At 59.2% G+C, this 17,560-nt stretch carries 15 protein-coding genes; 9 read left to right on the top strand and 6 right to left on the bottom strand.

All coding sequences use genetic code 11. The features are described 5' to 3' along the window. Positions 1 to 177: 177 nt before the first annotated feature. A complete protein-coding gene (locus tag RG2_RS01375; protein ID WP_033231593.1) occupies positions 178 to 381 on the bottom strand; it encodes a hypothetical protein in 204 nt (67 codons plus the stop codon). A gap of 39 nt (positions 382 to 420) precedes the next feature. On the opposite strand from RG2_RS01375, the gene RG2_RS01370 reads away from it, so the two are divergent. Then, on the top strand, positions 421 to 1,710 hold the full coding sequence (locus RG2_RS01370; RefSeq protein WP_033231594.1) for an MFS transporter: 1,290 nt from the start codon (positions 421 to 423) through the stop codon (positions 1,708 to 1,710). A 291-nt stretch (positions 1,711 to 2,001) separates the two neighbouring features. Here the strand turns inward: RG2_RS01370 and RG2_RS01365 are convergent, their stop codons facing one another. The 3 genes from RG2_RS01365 to RG2_RS01355 all read right to left on the bottom strand — a co-directional run bounded on the left by RG2_RS01365 (position 2,002) and on the right by RG2_RS01355 (position 5,004). After that, on the bottom strand, positions 2,002 to 3,630 hold the full coding sequence (locus RG2_RS01365; RefSeq protein WP_033231595.1) for an MFS transporter: 1,629 nt from the start codon (positions 3,628 to 3,630) through the stop codon (positions 2,002 to 2,004). A gap of 91 nt (positions 3,631 to 3,721) precedes the next feature. Next, positions 3,722 to 4,711 carry a linear amide C-N hydrolase gene (locus RG2_RS01360; RefSeq protein WP_033231596.1) on the bottom strand — a complete coding sequence of 330 codons (990 nt, stop codon included), beginning with the start codon at positions 4,709 to 4,711 and terminating at the stop codon, positions 3,722 to 3,724. Between the two features lie 125 nt (positions 4,712 to 4,836). Further along, on the bottom strand, positions 4,837 to 5,004 hold the full coding sequence (locus RG2_RS01355; RefSeq protein WP_230589995.1) for a LapA family protein: 168 nt from the start codon (positions 5,002 to 5,004) through the stop codon (positions 4,837 to 4,839). An 874-nt stretch (positions 5,005 to 5,878) separates the two neighbouring features. Here RG2_RS01355 and RG2_RS01350 point away from each other — a divergent pair. Then, positions 5,879 to 6,868 (top strand): linear amide C-N hydrolase, encoded by a 990-nt coding sequence (locus tag RG2_RS01350; protein WP_033231598.1) that lies wholly within the window; start codon positions 5,879 to 5,881, stop codon positions 6,866 to 6,868. Between the two features lie 165 nt (positions 6,869 to 7,033). Here the strand turns inward: RG2_RS01350 and RG2_RS01345 are convergent, their stop codons facing one another. Further along, positions 7,034 to 7,675 carry a hypothetical protein gene (locus tag RG2_RS01345; RefSeq protein ID WP_033231599.1) on the bottom strand — a complete coding sequence of 214 codons (642 nt, stop codon included), beginning with the start codon at positions 7,673 to 7,675 and terminating at the stop codon, positions 7,034 to 7,036. 178 nt (positions 7,676 to 7,853) lie between these two features. Here RG2_RS01345 and RG2_RS01340 point away from each other — a divergent pair, with 178 nt between their 5' ends. The 4 genes from RG2_RS01340 to gad all read left to right on the top strand — a co-directional run bounded on the left by RG2_RS01340 (position 7,854) and on the right by gad (position 13,425). Continuing rightward, positions 7,854 to 9,134: a metal-dependent hydrolase family protein gene (locus RG2_RS01340; RefSeq protein ID WP_033231600.1), complete on the top strand. Its 1,281-nt coding sequence runs from the start codon at positions 7,854 to 7,856 to the stop codon at positions 9,132 to 9,134. Between the two features lie 100 nt (positions 9,135 to 9,234). After that, complete coding sequence (locus tag RG2_RS01335; protein ID WP_230589996.1) at positions 9,235 to 9,972, top strand: hypothetical protein; 738 nt, start codon at positions 9,235 to 9,237, stop codon at positions 9,970 to 9,972. 3 nt (positions 9,973 to 9,975) lie between these two features. Next, positions 9,976 to 11,961, top strand: a complete 1,986-nt coding sequence (locus tag RG2_RS01330; protein WP_033231602.1) for a YhgE/Pip family protein — start codon at positions 9,976 to 9,978, stop codon at positions 11,959 to 11,961. 84 nt (positions 11,962 to 12,045) lie between these two features. Then, the gene (gene gad, locus RG2_RS01325; RefSeq protein ID WP_033231603.1) at positions 12,046 to 13,425 is read left to right on the top strand and encodes a glutamate decarboxylase; all 1,380 of its coding nucleotides are present in this window, start codon (positions 12,046 to 12,048) and stop codon (positions 13,423 to 13,425) included. Positions 13,426 to 13,489: 64 nt separating this feature from the next. Here gad and RG2_RS01320 read toward each other — a convergent pair whose 3' ends face one another. Beyond that, entirely contained in the window at positions 13,490 to 14,488 is a 999-nt protein-coding gene (locus RG2_RS01320) for a DoxX family protein (RefSeq protein ID WP_033231604.1), read from the bottom strand. 442 nt (positions 14,489 to 14,930) lie between these two features. Here RG2_RS01320 and RG2_RS01315 point away from each other — a divergent pair, with 442 nt between their 5' ends. The 3 genes from RG2_RS01315 (at position 14,931) to RG2_RS01305 (ending at position 17,490) form a co-directional block, all read left to right on the top strand. After that, complete coding sequence (locus tag RG2_RS01315) at positions 14,931 to 15,422, top strand: SRPBCC family protein (protein ID WP_051730259.1); 492 nt, start codon at positions 14,931 to 14,933, stop codon at positions 15,420 to 15,422. A gap of 68 nt (positions 15,423 to 15,490) precedes the next feature. After that, positions 15,491 to 16,003: an STAS domain-containing protein gene (locus tag RG2_RS31220; protein ID WP_165826236.1), complete on the top strand. Its 513-nt coding sequence runs from the start codon at positions 15,491 to 15,493 to the stop codon at positions 16,001 to 16,003. Beyond that, positions 16,000 to 17,490, top strand: a complete 1,491-nt coding sequence (locus RG2_RS01305; RefSeq protein WP_051730260.1) for an alpha,alpha-trehalose-phosphate synthase (UDP-forming) — start codon at positions 16,000 to 16,002, stop codon at positions 17,488 to 17,490. The genes RG2_RS31220 and RG2_RS01305 overlap by 4 nt, the downstream gene beginning before the upstream one ends. Positions 17,491 to 17,560: the final 70 nt, after the last annotated feature.

Genomic DNA, 17,560 nt, shown 5'->3' with positions numbered 1-17,560 from the left:
CAATCAGGCGGACAACGACATCATGGGATCTCCCGCGAGCAGCGAAGCGATCTGCACGGGATCAGGGCGAAGTATCGGAGCAGCAGCTGTCAGCACGCTCTCTCCGACTTGGGAACTGAGACCCAGAACCGCGGATACTGACCAAACTTTCCACTAGATAGCGAAGCTCGCTGTCACTCAGTCCGGCAACGCTATCTGTTTGTTGCGCTCACCACGGTTGACCACACCCGCGTCGGCCATCTCATGTTTCCCTGCCTTACCAGCCATGTTGCCAGGAGTACCAATGAAGATATTGTCACGTTCGCGTCCGTTCGGCAGGGAGATACATTTCGGCGTCAGGTCGACGATTTCCGTTGCGGGAGAAAATAATCGCGTGGTCATCGGCAGTCGAGCAGTAGCCCAGCCGAAAGCGCTCTACCGATGACGCGCACCGTAAGTGATCCTGCGACAGAAGTCACCGAGAACGCTCGTGTGCCGTCAACCGTGTGGGTCCTCTCGTTTATCGCTGTCGCGTCCGGTCTCGGCTACGGAATGCTAGGGCCGGCACTGCCGGCGCTGGCTGACCTTTACTCCGTCGGAGCAGCGAGCGTAAGTCTTGCCGTCAGTGGACTCGCGGCGGGCCGACTGATCGCAAACGTCTCCCTGACGGGCTTGTTGAAAAAATTCCGTCTGCGGAACGTCCTCGTACTCGGACTCGCCATTCAAGCTGTATGCAGTGTCGTCGCCGGCTTATCGCCGACCTTTGAACTCTTTGTTGCATTTCGGTCGATAAGCGGCATAGGCAGCGCCGGTTTCACCGTCGCAGGTACCGGATTGTTGCTCATCGTCACGACTTCGGCGCAACGCGCCCGCTCGATGAGCGTTTACTTCACAGCCACATCGTTGGGAATGATCTCAGGACCGGCGATTGGCGGGTTGATGGCAACGATCGACCCGCGCCTGCCGCTGATCATCTACGGCGTGCTTCTCGGCGTGGGGTCGCTGGTTGCTTTGGTCGCGCTGCGCAGCGTGCGAGGACTCCGCACGAGTGACGGCATTAGTGCCGAAGATGTTGTGCCCGTCTCGACCTGGAATCTCCTCCGACAACTATTTCGCAGCCGCACGTTCGTAGCGGTAGTGCTGCTTCAGTTTGCGACGGGATGGGTGTTGTACGGCGTGCGCACCGTGGTCATGCCGGTCCGGCTTGATGACCTCGGGTTCGGTATTGGGGTAATAGGCATGTTGTTGACAGTCGCGGCCGTCGCCCAAATTGCCGCAAGCAGCTTGGGCGCTGTAACCGGACGGCTGAGTTTTCGAACGGTCACTGTCACAGCTCTCGTTGTAGCGCTGGTCGTGACCGCTTTATTTGGTGAGCTCGAGGAAATACAGCTGATCGTTGCTGCCTTCGTCGGACTCGGGCTGGCTCACGGACTGACTTCCACCACGGCACCATCGCTCCTCGGAGAGGTGGATGGTGGCGACAGCGGTCTAGCGGTGGCCGCCTTTTGGATCGCGTTCGACGTTGGCGCGATTCTGGGACCGTACACAACAGGTGCTCTCCTGGATGCGGCCGGCGCCCCCGTAGCGTTCCTGTCGAGCGCCGGTGTCCTGGCTGCCGCCCTCATTGCCTGCCTGTGCATACCCCGAAAACCGAGAATACCCTCCCCAGGCGAGCCGTCTCCCCGGGTCAGGACCGAAAATCCGTCCAAGACAGCTCACAGCAGCGACTGAGCAGCTCCCACAAACAATTTGAAATTGGTCCGAGAGTCGCACTCACGCCGCCAGGAGACCGTCGTACCCATCCCTGACAAACGTCGGAGCTGTGGTCGACGGTCTCATGGTTGTCGAAGCGAACCTCGCTGAAGTGCGCTGTCTCAGTGAATAGCTCGACTCGGCGCGGCCTGACGATTGTATTCACTGGTCTTCGACCAATTTCGTTGCCGAGCTGTTCTTCTGGTTCGTCGCGGGCATCACTTCGACAACGCTTGCTCTCGAAATCTCTCGACCGCAGAGTCGCGATCGTCACCCTTCCCGCCGGGATGGCAGGTGCCTGAACGTCACGATCGGGAGTAACGCCGCCAACCCGAGCACGCAGAGGCTCGCACGCAGCGCAACCAACCTGGATTCGACATTGATCTCCACCGCCCGGTCGAGCTGCGCCGAGGTCAACTCCATTCCCGCGAGGCGGCTTCGGAGGTCGTCGTTCTCGACGAAGCTAACCGAACTGGTTGTTACTTCGATTCTACTGTTGGACAGTAGATCCGAGCTTTCGGCGACACGGACCGAGGCAGACTGCGCAAGCACGGACATCAGCACGGCCCCCGCGACGGCGGTACCCGTGCACAGGCCGAGAAAGTTCGCCATTCCCCGAGCGCTGCCGATCTCTCCGGAGAGAGACGGTGGGCTGGTCTCCATGAGCAATGCACTGCCCGCACTCAGTCCCACTCCGATACCGAGGCCCAAGGCGACCTCACTGATCAAAGTCCACGCACCTGACCATTGGTTGGAGATGGTCATTGCCAGCAGTATCACCGACGCGGCAGCCAGCACGTGGGCTGCTGTCAACAACCATCGGCACGCAAACAGTCGCATCAGAACTGGTGTGGCAGCAGCGGAGGCGAGTGCGGCAAGGGAGATCGGTATCAGCATCAGTGCCGTCCCCAGTGGACTCTTGCCCAGCACCATCTGCGTATAGAGCGGCAGCAGGTAGCTCACGCCGGCCATCAACAGGTTCACCGCGACCAGCCCACTCAGGCACGCACGGTTGAGCCCAGAGCCGAACACCTGAGGGGCAAGCAGGGGTGTCCTGTCAGCGTCGAGCAACTCGTGTTGGCGCGCGACAAACGTGTGGAGCACCAGGCCGCCGATCACTACCAACGCGAGCACGGGAGAGAGGCCGAGCACACTCAAGGGAGCACCCTCGGCGGCGAGGACAAGCCCCCACGATCCGATCTGATTGATGGCGGCGACCAACATCAGCACGCCCACGGCCGAAAGCGCGATACTCGTCTTGTCGATGGTCCCTCGGAACGTAGTCCGGGGAAGCCGTAGACGGGACGCGACGACGCTCGTTCCTGCAATTACGACGAGCAGCAGCACGAAGGGTGCTCGCCAACCCCAGGCCTGCACGAGGAATCCACCGACCAGCAAAGCGAGCGCCGCACCGATTCCGGTTGTACCCGCCAGCACCGACACCGCAACGGTGCGCTGCGTGCCGGAATATGTCTGACCGAGAATCGCCAGCGCGTTGGGCACAAGAAGAGCACCACCGAGTCCGGCGATCGCCTCACCTGCGATAAGAACCGAGACATTCTGTGCCAGAACGCAAGACAGCATTCCCGCGGCGTAGACACTCAAGCCGAGCAGCTGAGTGTTTCTAGCACCCAGCACCCCGCTGATCTTGCCGCCGGTGATCGTGAAGGCTGCGACGAACACGCCGTACGCGACGATGGCCAACTGCACGTTTGAGATCGTGGTGTCCAGCCCGTCGACGATCCCACTGATCGCCATTGGCAACACCGTAGCGTTGAATACCGAGACCAAACCGGTGCAGCACACGAGCACGAGCGGCAACCAACTCGCCCTGAGTTGAGCGTCGACCGCACGCTCGGTTGCCACAGGAACGGAAGGCAGCTGATCCGCAGTATCCATATGTACACCCCTCAGGGATCGATGATGTCGCGGCGATGGCGTAACCGACGGTGAGCTGACCACCCACGCAGGGAGAGCTGGCTGCTGTCGATCAGGCCGGCAGAGTCAGAAATTGCATAGGCGGCGTTTCCTCGAAGCGGCGAGAGACGTTACCGGCGAGTCCGCCTTCGAGGGACGTGTCGCCCATCAGGTCGAGCTTGCCTGCCTGCGCGCCCACACTGAAGTCCAGCTTGTCGAAGTCCACCCACAAGACATTGGGTCGCGTAGTCGAGTCGAAGACGTACCGCTTGTTGGTCAAATCGGAGACGGTCTGCCAAATCGTCTGCGAGGCATAGGGTTTGTCGGGATCAGGGATCCTGAAGGGTTGCGCAGCATTGCGGATGACGCTGAACATTCCCGCCACCGCCTCGACCTCGCTCTTCGGCTCAGGCAGCCGGCCCACGTAATATGCTGCGCGAGCGAACCGGTCGGACGCAAGCGTGGTCCCCGGTAGCGGCTTGGTGCCACCGAACCCGTCGACCTCTTTGAGAAGTTCGATTTGCTTGTCGAAGGACGGGGAATTGGTCATCACACGGTAGTCACGGTCGTGCCAGACGGTCGCCTTGCCGTCGAGGTACTCGATGATCGCCGAATCGCCGGTCGCGTCGTCCAACGCAAGGTGAACGGCGGGCACCTCGCCAGTCGCCGGATCGCCCAGCGGTACAACCTGGACGTCGGAATCGACGATCCAGGCGGCGGCATCCGCAACAGTGGCAAAGTTGTCCAGGAAGTACTGCAGCCAGATCGCCATGCTCAGACTTGGCTTCGATGTGTCACGACTACCGTAATCCGATTCCGCGAGCCACAAGATATGGCCCGCCAGTCCAGCCTCGTTCATGCCGTCCACCGACATCATGTCGAATGCGCCAGCCACGACGCTGCCGTATTCGGCTGTCCAACTGAGGGAACCGCCGACGCCATCGTTGCGTTCAACCCCCTGGGGAAGCAACCACAGATTTGTCCCGGTGTCGCGGTGATAGTCCATGTTGCGGCCGACGAGAACAGACCCCGCGGCATCAGGCCAAATTACTCTGGTACACATCGTTTCACCTTCTGTAGATTTCGAGAGAACCAGTGTTTGCCGATATTCTTCTGCTACGCACCTGAACTATGAAGACCTTTCCGCGACAGCCGATCCCGGCCACCGACAGCTATTCGTTTGCGAATTCAGTTGGTTGGCTTTTTACGGCGGGTGAGAAGGCCGGCGATCCAGCCGAGTAGGAGGATCACGACGAGGGTGAGCCAGAGCGGTGACTGCACGGATACCCAGAACAGTTTGATCGTGGTTTCGCTCCGGTTCTGGAAGATGAAGATCAGGGTCAGAACCACCAACACCGCAGCGAGGATGTTACGCGGGTGAGTAACGATGGGGCGGAGTCGATCTGGGCGCCTGAACTCATGGGAGCTACCTTTCGTCGCCGCAGTCGGTGAGTAATCGGTCTGCGAGGATGCGTGCTTTCCGAGCGGGAAACTTCGCGTGCGTGAGACTGCCCGCGGTTACGGTTCGCCGACCATTGAGGAATTGATCCAGACATCCGTGTCTACGAGGACGGCTGGTCGGCACAGTCACAAAAACTTGCCCGAGAAATCCGAGCCGGACTCGGCGGGCGCTACGACAAAGATTGGAACAATCGAAATCTAACACGTGAGACGCAGCGCGATGGTCGATTAGGGCGAATTCTTAGACTAACCACCCTCCTTGTCACTGCCTTTGTCCGGCCGGCCGATCGACCACTTGCTACATGCGGCAGGTGCCGTTCGCCTGACACATCATGCGTGTACATCACGCACTAAATCGCGAAATTCACCCACGATTTCACCCCTAGCCAATGTGCCGTATGCCCATGCAAACACGTGACTCGTGATACAAAACAAAGGAGAGTTGCCTGCACACATCTTCTTTCAGACCCTTTACCAGACGGCAATTCTTGGAACGCGTTGATCCGCGACATACGTCGAAAACGGCAGCGAGGCGCCTGTACACGGAGGTGAAAAGCAGATACCTCATGAAGACCGGCGGGGTAATTCGCGCTGCTGGTCATTGGACTCGATTGTTCACAGCGACTACGGACTATCCACCGATAACGCAGATGAATCGTACGCTCGCCTGCCGAGTTGCGGACCTCGTGCGCCAAAATCGGAGGGCATTCCAATAACCATTGCCTGAGCAGTTGATTCGTCCCACATCTGATCCAGGGAAGGTGAAAGTATGTGCACTCGCGTCATCTGGAATGAACCCGGCGGAGCGGTTCTCGTCGGTCGAAACATGGACTACCACCGGGATACCGCCACGAACCTGTGGGTTATGCCTCGGGGGATCAAACGAGACGACGGCGTCGGCGGCCAACTGTCCTGGGTAGCCCGATACGGCAGCGTCGTGGCAGGCGCGTACGACATGATGACCGTCGACGGGATGAACGAAGTTGGCCTCGCCGGGCATATCCTCTGGCTCTCCGAATCAACGTACGGCGAGCACGACAAAAGCAAACCCGCCTTGAGCATGGCGGTCTGGATGCAGTACTTCCTCGACAACTTCGCAACCGTCGACGAAGCAGTGGCCTGGATCGAGGACACCAGTGTCCAAGTCGTCCCGCTGGGAGACCCGAGCACCGGTGAAGTACCCGCGGTGCACCTCGCGTTGGTCGATGGGAACGGCGACTCCGTAGTCATCGAGTACATCGACGGAAAGCCCAACGTGTGGCACAGCCGTGACTACCGCGTGATGACCAACTCCCCCACCTACGACAAGCAGATCGAACTATTGAAGCAGGTCCAAGGGTTCGGTGGAGACAGGCCACTTCCCGGAACCACAGTGGCCTCCGACAGGTTCGCGCGCGCAGCGTATTACGTCGGACGCCTTCCCGAACCCAAGAGCCAACTCGAGGCAATCGCCGGCATGTTCAGCGTCATCCGTAACACCGCGCAACCGTTCCGCATCCCTGATCCCGACAAGCCGAACGCGTCGCAGACGATTTGGCAGACCGTCTCCGACCTCACCAACAAGCGGTACGTCTTCGAGTCGACAACTCGACCCAATGTCGTCTGGGTCGAATTGAGTGAATTGAACTTCGAGGAGGGCGCTCCCGCCGGCAAGCTCGACCTGATCGGGGACACCGCTCTCGAGGGTGGGCTGGCCGGAAATGTCACCGGCCGCTTCGATGAGACCGCACCTTTGAAATTCCTCGCCCTACCGTCCTGATCGGTACCCGAATCATCGGTGGTTATATGCGCTTGCAAGATATGGGCAGCGCACATAACCGCCGGTATTCGCGCGATCATATCGCGCGATAAACATTGCTCGATCGTGTCTCACGATTCCTCACGTACGCACCGCTGTTTCCTCACGGTGATGAAACTGGTGCACTCAGACCGCTTCTGCCATTGCCGACACTGGCCGGGTGCTTTTTCCCAGGAATACCGCGGAGGCGAACAGGAAGAACAACGCACCGACGAAGGTGCCGATATTGGCCATATTGGGATCAAGTGTATTTCCGTCACGGAGTATGAACGATCCGACGGCAGATACGCCGAAAGCAATGGATCCGAATGTGTTGAGCCAGACGCTTTGCCATTCCGTCGATCGCGGCGCCCAGTACGTCTTCGCGCGCCATAGGATAAGCACAGCAAGACCGCTCGAAACGAGGAATGCGATGGAGCCCTCCGCGTTGGGATTCCAGACGAGGTGCATTTCTCCTTGCACGTTGAGGTCGTGCAGAGCTGAACCGGTACTGATGTTGAACAGTATCGTGCCGAGAAGCTGCACTGCTGCCGATAACCACACGGCACGGATTGCAGGCTTACCGGAGTCGGAAGTAGTGGCCGATCCACTGAGTATCAACTGGATAAACGCGGCGCCGGTGAAAAACCAGGACCCGGCGAAAAAGAAAACGTTCGCGAGGGCGGCGCCGAAGAGCGACGAAAGGAAGGGTGCCGAACCGAGCGCGAAGAGAGTCGATCCGATCACGAAGCCCCAGGACTGCATCCGTAATGTCGGGTGAATCAGCATGCGCCGCAGTGTAGTTCAACTCCGACATAATATTTCGAGGATCCGAGATTTTGCGCATACCCCCCGTCTACGACGGCATCTCCGGATCGGTTCGCCAGGTCTGATCGTTACCGAATCAATAGGGTGATTTTTCGTTATTTGCCCTCAATGTCCGAATTTCACTGTTAGCGTGCGAGTTATGACAGCCCCTTCAAAAGCTGGACATCGTTTACTGTTCCGCAATGTTCGTATCTTCGACGGCGTCGCTGCGACAGTAGTTTCGGGTGACGTGCTGATTGACGGAGAGACGATTGCGGGAGTCTCGCAATCCCCGATCGGAGACGACCCGAGCCGAGAGACCACCGTCATCGACGGTGGAAATCGAGTCTTGATGCCGGGTATGAGCGACGCTCACGTGCATCTGGTCGGCAACGCCAATTCATACATGGATATGGTGATGGGCAGCGAAGCGCATATCGCGCTCAATGGCCTCGCCGAGGCAAAGAACATGCTCCACCGCGGGTTCACCACGGTCCGGGACATGGCCGGCGACACCAGTAGCATCAAATCGGTCATCGACCGGGGACTGTTCGAGGGACCTCGAATCTATCCCTCCCAGGCCGCTATTTCGCAGACCAGCGGGCACGGCGACTTCGGATTCGTCTACGAATGCCCCACCGCTTTGGGCGGAAAGCAAAGTCGGGCCGAAGAAATCGGCTTCATGCGCGTCGCAGACGGTCCGGAGCGAGTATTGGCCGCAGTTCGCGAACAACTCAAAAAGGGTGCCTCACAAATCAAGATGATGGTCGGCGGCGGCGCAGCGTCGATGTACGACCCTCTCTACACAGTCCAGTTCACCGATCCCGAACTTCGTGCAGCGGTGAATGCCGCCACCGACTACGGAACCTACGTCGCTACCCATGTCTACAACGTCACCGGCATTCGCCGCGCGATCGATGCCGGCGTGAAGTCCATCGAACACGGCCATCTCGCCGACGAGGCGACGATCGCGCTGATGGCCGAGAAGGACATTTGGCTTTCGATGCAGCCCTTCGCCTTGGGCGATCATCACTACCCCGACCCTAGCCGTGCAGAAAAGGACCGCGAGATCTGCACCGGTACCGATGACGTATACAGCTGGGCCCGCAAACACGGCGTCAAAACAGCCTGGGGCACAGATCTTTTGCTCGAACCGCAGATCGCGCCCCGGCAGAGCGAGATGGCCGCCCGACTCGGCGACCATTACAGCAATGTCGACGCCCTTCGGATGCTCACCTCCGGAAATGCCGAACTCTTCCGGCTCGCCGGCGAGCGGGATCCCTACAGGCAGGCACCACTCGGAGTAATCACCGAGGGCGCCTGGGCAGATGTCCTACTCGTCGACGGAAATCCACTCGAGGACCTCAACCTGCTCGCAGAGCCAGGCAAGAGCCTAAGGGTCATCGTCAAGAACGGCCAGGTAGTGAAAGACACTTTGTGACATCTCTCGTCGATGCGTGATCCTCCACGAGACGAACCCACCGGGGACCTCTCGCGTAGCTCCGCGCCGCCGTGCCGCACCAAGGTCGGGAGGCCTCAAATTGGTTGAAACCAGTTCAGAGAGTTGGCAATTACCCGCCGAAGCAGCGGCGGGGACATTGGTCTCCGCTCGGGGCATCGAATTACACGGACCGTGGGGCCACGTGTTCGGTCCACTCGATATGGATATCGACGCAGGCGGTGTGACGGTGCTGGCTGCGCAGGCCGGCGCCGCGCGAACCGCCTTGCTGATGACACTGTGCGGACGAATGCGATTGTCCGCGGGGACATTAGCCGTACTCGGCTACGACAATCCGACAAGAATCTTGGCCATCTCGGCGATCGCATGTCTGAACGAACTCGACGACGTCCGACCGTCGGTGACCGTACGTGACATGGTGACCGAACAACTGCGATGGAATTCTCCGTGGTACAAAATCGTTCCCCGCGCGAGCGAGGTAGAAGTCGCGAACATGTGCGCGGACACGTTCGGTGACATCGAATTACCCCCGCTCAATGCCTTCGTCGACGACCTTCCCGAAATCCAACAATTGTTGTTGCGGATCGCCGTCGCGAACACCAAACGCCCGCCATTGCTCGTTGTCGGGCGCATCGACAAAATCGCCGACGACCTCGAGAGAGCCGCCTTGCTGCAACGGCTTGTTGCACTCGGCGAGCACCAGTCGGTGATCACTGCAGATGTCAACGCACTCCCGCCTGATACCGGCGTCCACGCCGTGGTGAACATGCACGGATTGCTCGGAGCCGGCGATATCGGCGTTATGACCGAAGGAAGGTGACTGATGCTCGCAGGTATATCTCTGGGCAGCGATGTCAAACGCTATTCCCGCGGCACCCTGCCACGAATCGCGATCGTCACCATCATCTTGTTGCCGCTGCTGTACGGCGCGATGTACTTGTGGGCCTTCTGGAACCCCTTCGGCGAGGTGAACAAAATCCCCGCGGCGATTGTCAACAACGACTCGGGACGAACATCGACAGGACAACAAGTCGACGCCGGCGATCAAGTCGTCAAATCGCTCATCGCCTCCGGACAACTTGATTTGGCGGAGGTCTCGGATCAAGAAGCCCAAGCCGGGCTCTCCAGTGGCAAGTACTATTTCACGATCACCTTGCCCGAGAACTTCAGCGACGCTGTCGAATCACCCAACGGTGACAACCCCGAGAAGGCCGATCTCACCTTCACCTTCAACGACGCCAATAATTATCTGGCCACCATCATCGGTCAAGACGCCTCCGAACAGGTCATCAACCAGGTCAACTCGACCATCGGCGCCCAAGGCGTCGGCCAGGTCCTGACAGGTCTACAGACCGCCGGTTCGGGCCTGGGCCAGGCTGCCGACGGAGCAAAGACCCTCGCGAACGGTATCGACACAGCCAAGGCCGGAGCGGATCAACTCAGCTCCGGTGCCGATGAGCTCTCCACGAACATGGTCACCGCACGCGATGGGTCTGCGCAGCTCGCAGCAGGCGCCGGCCAGCTTGCCACGGCGATCGACGGTGTCGCGGATCCATTGCTCAACGCCCTCGACTCCAGCAACGTGCCCGACCTCGGAGCCCAAGCGGCACAGCTGAGGCAGTCCCTCACTGCTCTCGGCGATCGCCTCCCCCAGCCGCCACAAGTCACCGTCTCACCAGAGGTCCAGCGGGTGCTCGACCTTCTCGGGCCCAGCACAGATCCTCTCGCACAACAGGCCGTTGCAGCACTCACCCCACTCGCTGCAGCACAACCCCAAAGTGACACTGCCGCACTACAAGCGGAAATCAGTCGCCTCAGCGAAGACGCACGCGCACTCGAATACCAGTTGACGGATCCAACCAGTCCCCTGCAATCCGGACTCGCACTCCTGCAAAACGGTGGACTGGCTTCAGACGTGCGGCAACTACGCGACGGCGCCGACCAGCTCAGTTCCGGAGCCACGACTTTGAACTCCGGGCTGATCCAATTGACCGATGGCAGTATCGCGCTCGCGAGCGGAGCCGATCAGCTCGCTTCGGGAATGGTGGAACTGCAATCGGGCTCGGATGAACTGGCCGACGCACTCGCAAAGGGCGCCGGGCAGGTACCGATTTGGACTGACGATCAACGCACAGCTACCGCGGACACCCTGTCCACTCCAGTCGCACTCAAGCAGGACTACACGAACGAGGCGCCAACGTTCGGTACGGGATTCGCACCGTTCTTCCTGTCGTTGGCCTTGTTCGTCGGCTGCATTATCACCTGGATGTTGTTGACCCCGTTGCAATCCCGCGCAACCATCAGCAATCTTGGCCTGTATCGAACAGTTCTGGCCTCGTACTGGCCGGCACTGCTCATCGGCATCCTCCAAGTGATCACCATGTACGCAGTGGTACACATCGGAGTGGGCCTGGACGTCAAACACGTTCCAGGAACGATCCTGTTCCTGATGCTGGTCTCGGCGACCTATCTGGCGATGATTCAGATGTTCAATGCTCTCTTCGGAGTTGCAGTCGGCCGAGTGGTGACCTTGGCCTTCCTGATGCTGCAGTTGGTCTCCGCCGGCGGAATCTATCCGGTACCGACGACAGCTACGCCATTTCAATACATCCATCCGTTCGACCCGATGACGTATACCGTCAACGGACTCCGGCAACTCATCACCGCCGAACACGTCGATTCGCGACTCTGGACAGCAATCGCCGTCCTTTCCGGCATTCTGCTCGTATCGATGAGCATCAGCGCACTCTCGGTACGCCGCAATCGCCGCTACACGATGGAACGTCTGTACCCGTCGATCGAAGTGTAGAGCGCTGCGGCGCTACAACTTCCGACTCGATTCTGGACTGTCCGACTGATCCGCAATCGCTCGTTCGACTATTGGAGGAGAAAGATGTCAGATATTTTTGCAGCTCCCACCGAAACCCTCGCACCTGCGTACACCGGCAGGCTCGGCACGGATCCGATTCCCGCGCTACGACTACCCAAAGCCGAATCCGATCCCGAAGCGGCATACCGGTTCATCCACGACGAGTTGATGCTCGACGGTAGTTCACGACTGAATCTCGCCACTTTTGTCACCACGTGGATGGACCCTCAGGCTGATCGTCTGATGGCCGAAACGTTCGACAAGAACATGATCGACAAGGACGAGTATCCAGCAACGGCGGAAATCGAAACTCGTTGCGTCAACATGGTTGCCGACCTCTTCCACGCAGAAGGACTGACATCCGACCCTGCCTCCGCGACCGGGGTCTCCACGGTCGGCTCCTCCGAGGCCGTCATGCTCGGTGGACTCGCCCTCAAGTGGCGGTGGCGCCAACGCCGCGAGCAGGAAGGCAAAGACGCTACGAAACCGAATCTCATCCTTGGTAGCAACGTCCAGGTCGTGTGGGAAAAATTTTGCCGCTACTTCGACGTCGAACCCAAATACCTTCCCATGGCCAAGGGCCGCTATGTGATCACCCCCGAACAGGTCCGCGACGCTGTCGACGAGAACACCATCGGTGTGGTCGCGATTCTCGGCACCACGTTTACCGGCGAACTCGAACCCGTTGCCGAGATCGCCGCAGCACTCGACGACATCGCGGCCAACGGCGGCCCAGATGTACCGCTGCATGTCGACGCGGCAAGTGGTGGCTTCGTGGTCCCGTTCCTGCACCCGGAACTGAAGTGGGACTTCAAGATTCCACGTGTTGTATCGATCAACGTCAGCGGCCACAAGTACGGCATGACCTATCCGGGCATCGGGTTCGTGGTCTGGCGCTCGAAGGAGTATCTACCCGAAGATCTGGTGTTCCGCGTCAACTACCTCGGCGGAGACATGCCGACCTTCACCCTGAACTTCTCCCGATCAGGTAATCAGGTCGTCGGGCAGTATTACAACTTCATCCGCCTCGGAGTAGCTGGTTACACCCAGATCATGGAATCTCTACGCGATACCGCACTGATGCTGTCCGCGGCGATCTCGAAAATAGACAACATGCACATCATCACCGATGGCACCGCCATCCCGGTCTTGTCCTTCGAAGTCGTCGACGACCCAGGCTTCACCGTCTTCGACATCTCCCACGAACTGCGAGCACGCGGCTTCCAAGTTCCCGCGTACACGATGCCCGCAGATGCCGAAGATGTCGCCGTCCTGCGCATCGTGTTACGCGAAGGCTTCAGTCAAGACCTCGCATACAAACTGGTAACCGCGATCAACGAAGTCGTCCAGCAACTCAGGAACAGCGCAGCCGACCGACCTGCGAGGAAGGCATTCGCACACTGACCGCCACATGCACCCTGAATAGGTCAGGCCGGCCGAAGGTGGCCTGACCTATTCTTCAACATATTCAGTGTGCCAATTCGTCCTTCTTGGCGCGAACCTTTTCGAGTGCTGCCTCCGCACGTTTACGTGCGCGCTTTCCCTGCACCTCGGTTTGTTCGGATACAACCTCGGCCCAGTCGTTGCTCTTCGCGCGTGCAAGTTCTGCGATCTCGGCACTGTGTTTGCGCGTCAAGTCTGCCAGTTCAGCCCGACGCTCGCGCGCGGTCTCGGCGAGTTCGGTGCCACGCTCCAAAGCCGAATCGGCGAGTTCGGAGCCTCGCTCGCGCGCCATCTCTGCCAGTTCGGAGCCACGCTTCTGCGCGACCTCCAAGAGATCCGGCCCGCGCTCCTTTGTAGCTTCGCCAAGTTCCGCTGCTCGTTTGCTTGCGATCTCCGCAATCCCCGAACCCCGTTCCTTGGCCAGTTCGATCCAATCCGTACCGTGCGCTTTGGCAGTGTCGCCGAGTTCGGAGCCACGCTCCGATGCCACAGCCATTGCATGTTCGACACGAGAACCAGCGTTATGGCCCTGTGCCGCGACCAGCGGAAGTGCAGCGACAACCGATGCCCGCGCCTTTTTTGCGGCGCGACGTCCGCGCCACCCCAGAGATGGTTTTCCTTCGGTGTCGACGGATGCGATTATCAACCCACCGAGCAAGCTGACATTCTTGAGAAACTGCGTACGCTGCATCGCGCGCACCGAGGGATCGGTCTCGTTCCAAAAATCGTGACCGACGAGCGTGGTGGGCACCAGGCTGCCAGCGAGGGCTATCGACGCAAGGCGGGGCGCTTTGCCGCTGGCCAGCAACACACCACCTCCGATCTGGATTGCAGAGTTGATCTTGACGAGCGTTTCCGGATCAGCAGGGATCTTCTGCTTGACCGCTTCGGGTAACGTCGCGACACATTTGTCGATCAATGGCGCCGCTTGAACTGCTCGCTGGGCAGGATCACGCAGCGCATCGATTCCTCCTGCGATGAAAAACGTAGAGAGCAACGGACGAGCGATTCTGCGTACCAACATGTTTCAAGCCTCCCGATATAGATTCGTAATTCACCACAGCGATCAACGAAAGAGTTCGATCCGACTACGTACTCGCCAGGCTCTCGTCGTCGACCGCTCGGTTCGTCGCGCACAGTAAATCTAACCGCCACAATACAGATTTTGTGCGAAGAAGTTGGGCAGTCGAGCCGTCACTGGGCGTTCCAGTCGACATTTTCCGCCCAGTTCGGCGTTCCGAGGCCAGTTCAGATGGTCATTTACGATCGCAGTATTGCCAATTATCTATGCGTGCTGGTATAGATTTTGGTAGTTGACAGACAGACAGAAAGACGACGCGTGCGGGTGGCGGGAAGCTGGAGGACACGACCGCGAAAAAAACGGCACCCACTTCACGAAGGAGCCGTACGCCTCGGCTGGCGATAGAGCACGAAAACCTTTGTCTATCAATGAAAGCGAGTCCCACATGCCCGACGAACTCATCGTCCGGCGCGTCATCGGCGCACCCACCTCGTCTATATTCGCCGCGCTGGCGAACCCCGAGGTACAGGCAACGATCGATGGCTCCGACATGCTCAGAGGAGCAATCGATCCGAAGCCGCTGAACGGTGTCGGCGACACGTTCACGATGCAGATGTATCAGCCGGCACTCGGTGAGTACGTCATGGAGAACACCGTATTCGTATACCGAGTCAACGAAGAGATCGGCTGGATTCCGAACCGCCAAGGCATGAAGCCTCGCGGCACGCGTTGGTCGTGGCGGCTCGACGTCGTGTCGGAAGGCAGCACCGGCCTCACCCAGGTATACGACTGGTCCGGCGTCAAGGACGCGGAGTTCCGCCAAGCGGCGCAATTCCCAAGGGTCACGGAGGAGCAGATTGCCGCAACGATGAACCGTCTAGCCGACCATCTCGGCGTTCCTGTCGAAGAATGGCAAGAGAAGAGTGAACAGAACTGAAGCGTCGATGCCACCGCAGGGGTGAAATGCACACGAATGCGGTGACACACTCTCACCTCGGGGGCAGCATGACAACCACAGACATCCCATCCGGACACGATGGCGGGCGTGACACCGCAAGCCGAGCCTCGGACGATCGAGCTGATGCTACGCATCGCCCAGAGCTGACAAGCCTTGCCGGTGCGCTTGGAAATTCACATGACCCGGCATACCCCTCTGACGTGTTGTTTGCCAGTTTGTCCGAGATCAACGGGGTCACCGCCCTCTGTGTTCGCGGCGAAATCGACGCAACGTCTCTGGCTTCGTTAGGCGCTCACCTGCAAGACATCAGCGATGAAGGACGCCCCTTTGTCATCGACTGCACCAACTGCCACTTTCGCAGCACTGCTGAACTGTCCATCCTGAGCGCTCTGGCAGCGCGCGTGAACAGACTCGGCATCACCTGGGCGCTCGCAACCGATCACAGGACCATACGGTTACTCGAACTGATGGAATTCGATACCAGGATCGATGTCTTCAGCTCCCTATCGGAAGCTGGAGCTTTCGTATCCGCTTCCGCAACGGAAAGAACCTCCTCATGAACAACATTCGCCAAAATGGCGAGGGCCACGCGGACTTCGTCGTGGTCGCCAACCGCCTACCTGTCGATTTGGAACGCCGTCCCGACGGCACCACATCATGGAGACGAAGTCCTGGCGGTTTGGTGACGGCTTTGGAACCGATTTTGCGAGCAAAAAGTGGTGCGTGGGTGGGCTGGCCCGGAGTGCCGGACGAACACGTCGAGCACTTCACGGAAGACGGCTTGGCGCTGTACCCAGTCTCGTTGTCGTCGCAGGAGGTTGCGGAATACTACGAAGGTTTCTCGAATGACACCCTTTGGCCTCTGTATCACGACGTGTTGGTACCGCCTACCTACGATCGAGACTGGTGGGGTTCGTACTCTGCAGTCAACCGCAGATTTGCCGAGGAAGCTGCACGATGCGCCGCTCCCGGAGCGACGGTCTGGATACAGGATTATCAGCTGCAACTCGTACCGAAGATACTGCGCGAATTGCGCCCCGATCTCGAGATCGGGTTCTTCCTGCACATCCCCTTTCCACCAGTCGAACTGTTCATGCAGCTGCCGTGGCGCCGAGAAATTATCGAAGGCATGCTCGGTGCCGACCTCATCGGTTTTCATCTACCCGGCGGCGCCAACAACTTCCTTTTTCTCGCACACCGACTTCTCGAATTGGAGACCACCCGAACGGAAGTAGGGAGCGTTCTGGGACAGGTCCACACCCACGATCGAATCGTCAATATAGGCGCCTTCCCCATCTCCGTGGATTCACACGAACTCGAAGCCGCAGCCAAGGAAGACACGATTGTTGCTCGCGCCATCGAGCTCCGGCGGGAACTCGGAAACCCCGACAAAATCCTTCTCGGCGTGGACCGGCTGGACTACACCAAAGGCATCGACCTTCGACTCGAAGCGATCAAAGAACTACTCGACGAAGGACGTCTCGATGCCGAGCACACGGTCATGGTGCAACTGGCCACCCCCAGTCGCGAACGCGTGCAGCACTACATCGATCTCCGCGGTGTCATCGAGGAACACGTGGGGCATATCAACGGTGACCATGCTCAGATCGGTCACCCGATCGTGCACTATCTGTATCAACCGGTCTCACGAGACGAGCTGATCGCACTGTTCGTGGCTGCCGACGTCATGCTTGTCACGCCGAAACGCGACGGAATGAACTTGGTTGCCAAGGAGTACGTAGCCTGCCGCGGCGACCTTGGCGGTGCACTCGTTTTGAGTGAGTTCACCGGCGCTGCAATGGAATTGCGACAATCCTACTTGGTAAACCCTCATGATCTCGACGGTGTGAAGAATATGATCATGACGGCGCTCCACCAAGATGCAGAATCAGGACGACGCCGCATGTCCGCCCTGCACCGTCAAGTCATGTCCCACGACGTCCACAGGTGGGCCCACTCATTTCTCACTACGCTCACAGATTCTGCGGCCAACGGCACCGTCCGCGATCTCACCGACACCGAACACGACCTCGCCGTCAATGCATGACGGGCGAACGACCATCCGACGACATCGACGAAAGGCAGGGCTCTCGATCCAGAGCCTGATTAACCGGAAA

It is taken from the genome of Rhodococcus globerulus NBRC 14531, assembly GCF_001894805.1.
Lineage (GTDB): Bacteria > Actinomycetota > Actinomycetes > Mycobacteriales > Mycobacteriaceae > Rhodococcus_F > Rhodococcus_F globerula.
The sequence above is the reverse complement of the archived record's forward strand: the minus strand, read 5'-3'. Positions and strand labels throughout refer to the sequence as shown.

Bases quoted from the DNA above. Each gene is read 5' to 3' on its own strand.
- RG2_RS01350 (WP_033231598.1), top strand. From the start codon at position 5,879: ATGTGCACTCGCGTCATCTGGAATGAACCCGGCGGAGCGGTTCTCGTC.
- RG2_RS01345 (WP_033231599.1), bottom strand. From the start codon at position 7,675: ATGCTGATTCACCCGACATTACGGATGCAGTCCTGGGGCTTCGTGATC.
- RG2_RS01340 (WP_033231600.1), top strand. From the start codon at position 7,854: ATGACAGCCCCTTCAAAAGCTGGACATCGTTTACTGTTCCGCAATGTT.
- RG2_RS01315 (WP_051730259.1), top strand. From the start codon at position 14,931: ATGCCCGACGAACTCATCGTCCGGCGCGTCATCGGCGCACCCACCTCG.
- RG2_RS01370 (WP_033231594.1), top strand. From the start codon at position 421: ATGACGCGCACCGTAAGTGATCCTGCGACAGAAGTCACCGAGAACGCT.
- RG2_RS01365 (WP_033231595.1), bottom strand. From the start codon at position 3,630: ATGGATACTGCGGATCAGCTGCCTTCCGTTCCTGTGGCAACCGAGCGT.
- RG2_RS01360 (WP_033231596.1), bottom strand. From the start codon at position 4,711: ATGTGTACCAGAGTAATTTGGCCTGATGCCGCGGGGTCTGTTCTCGTC.
- RG2_RS01375 (WP_033231593.1), bottom strand. From the start codon at position 381: ATGACCACGCGATTATTTTCTCCCGCAACGGAAATCGTCGACCTGACG.
- RG2_RS01305 (WP_051730260.1), top strand. From the start codon at position 16,000: ATGAACAACATTCGCCAAAATGGCGAGGGCCACGCGGACTTCGTCGTG.
- RG2_RS31220 (WP_165826236.1), top strand. From the start codon at position 15,491: ATGACAACCACAGACATCCCATCCGGACACGATGGCGGGCGTGACACC.
- RG2_RS01330 (WP_033231602.1), top strand. From the start codon at position 9,976: ATGCTCGCAGGTATATCTCTGGGCAGCGATGTCAAACGCTATTCCCGC.
- gad (WP_033231603.1), top strand. From the start codon at position 12,046: ATGTCAGATATTTTTGCAGCTCCCACCGAAACCCTCGCACCTGCGTAC.
- RG2_RS01320 (WP_033231604.1), bottom strand. From the start codon at position 14,488: ATGTTGGTACGCAGAATCGCTCGTCCGTTGCTCTCTACGTTTTTCATC.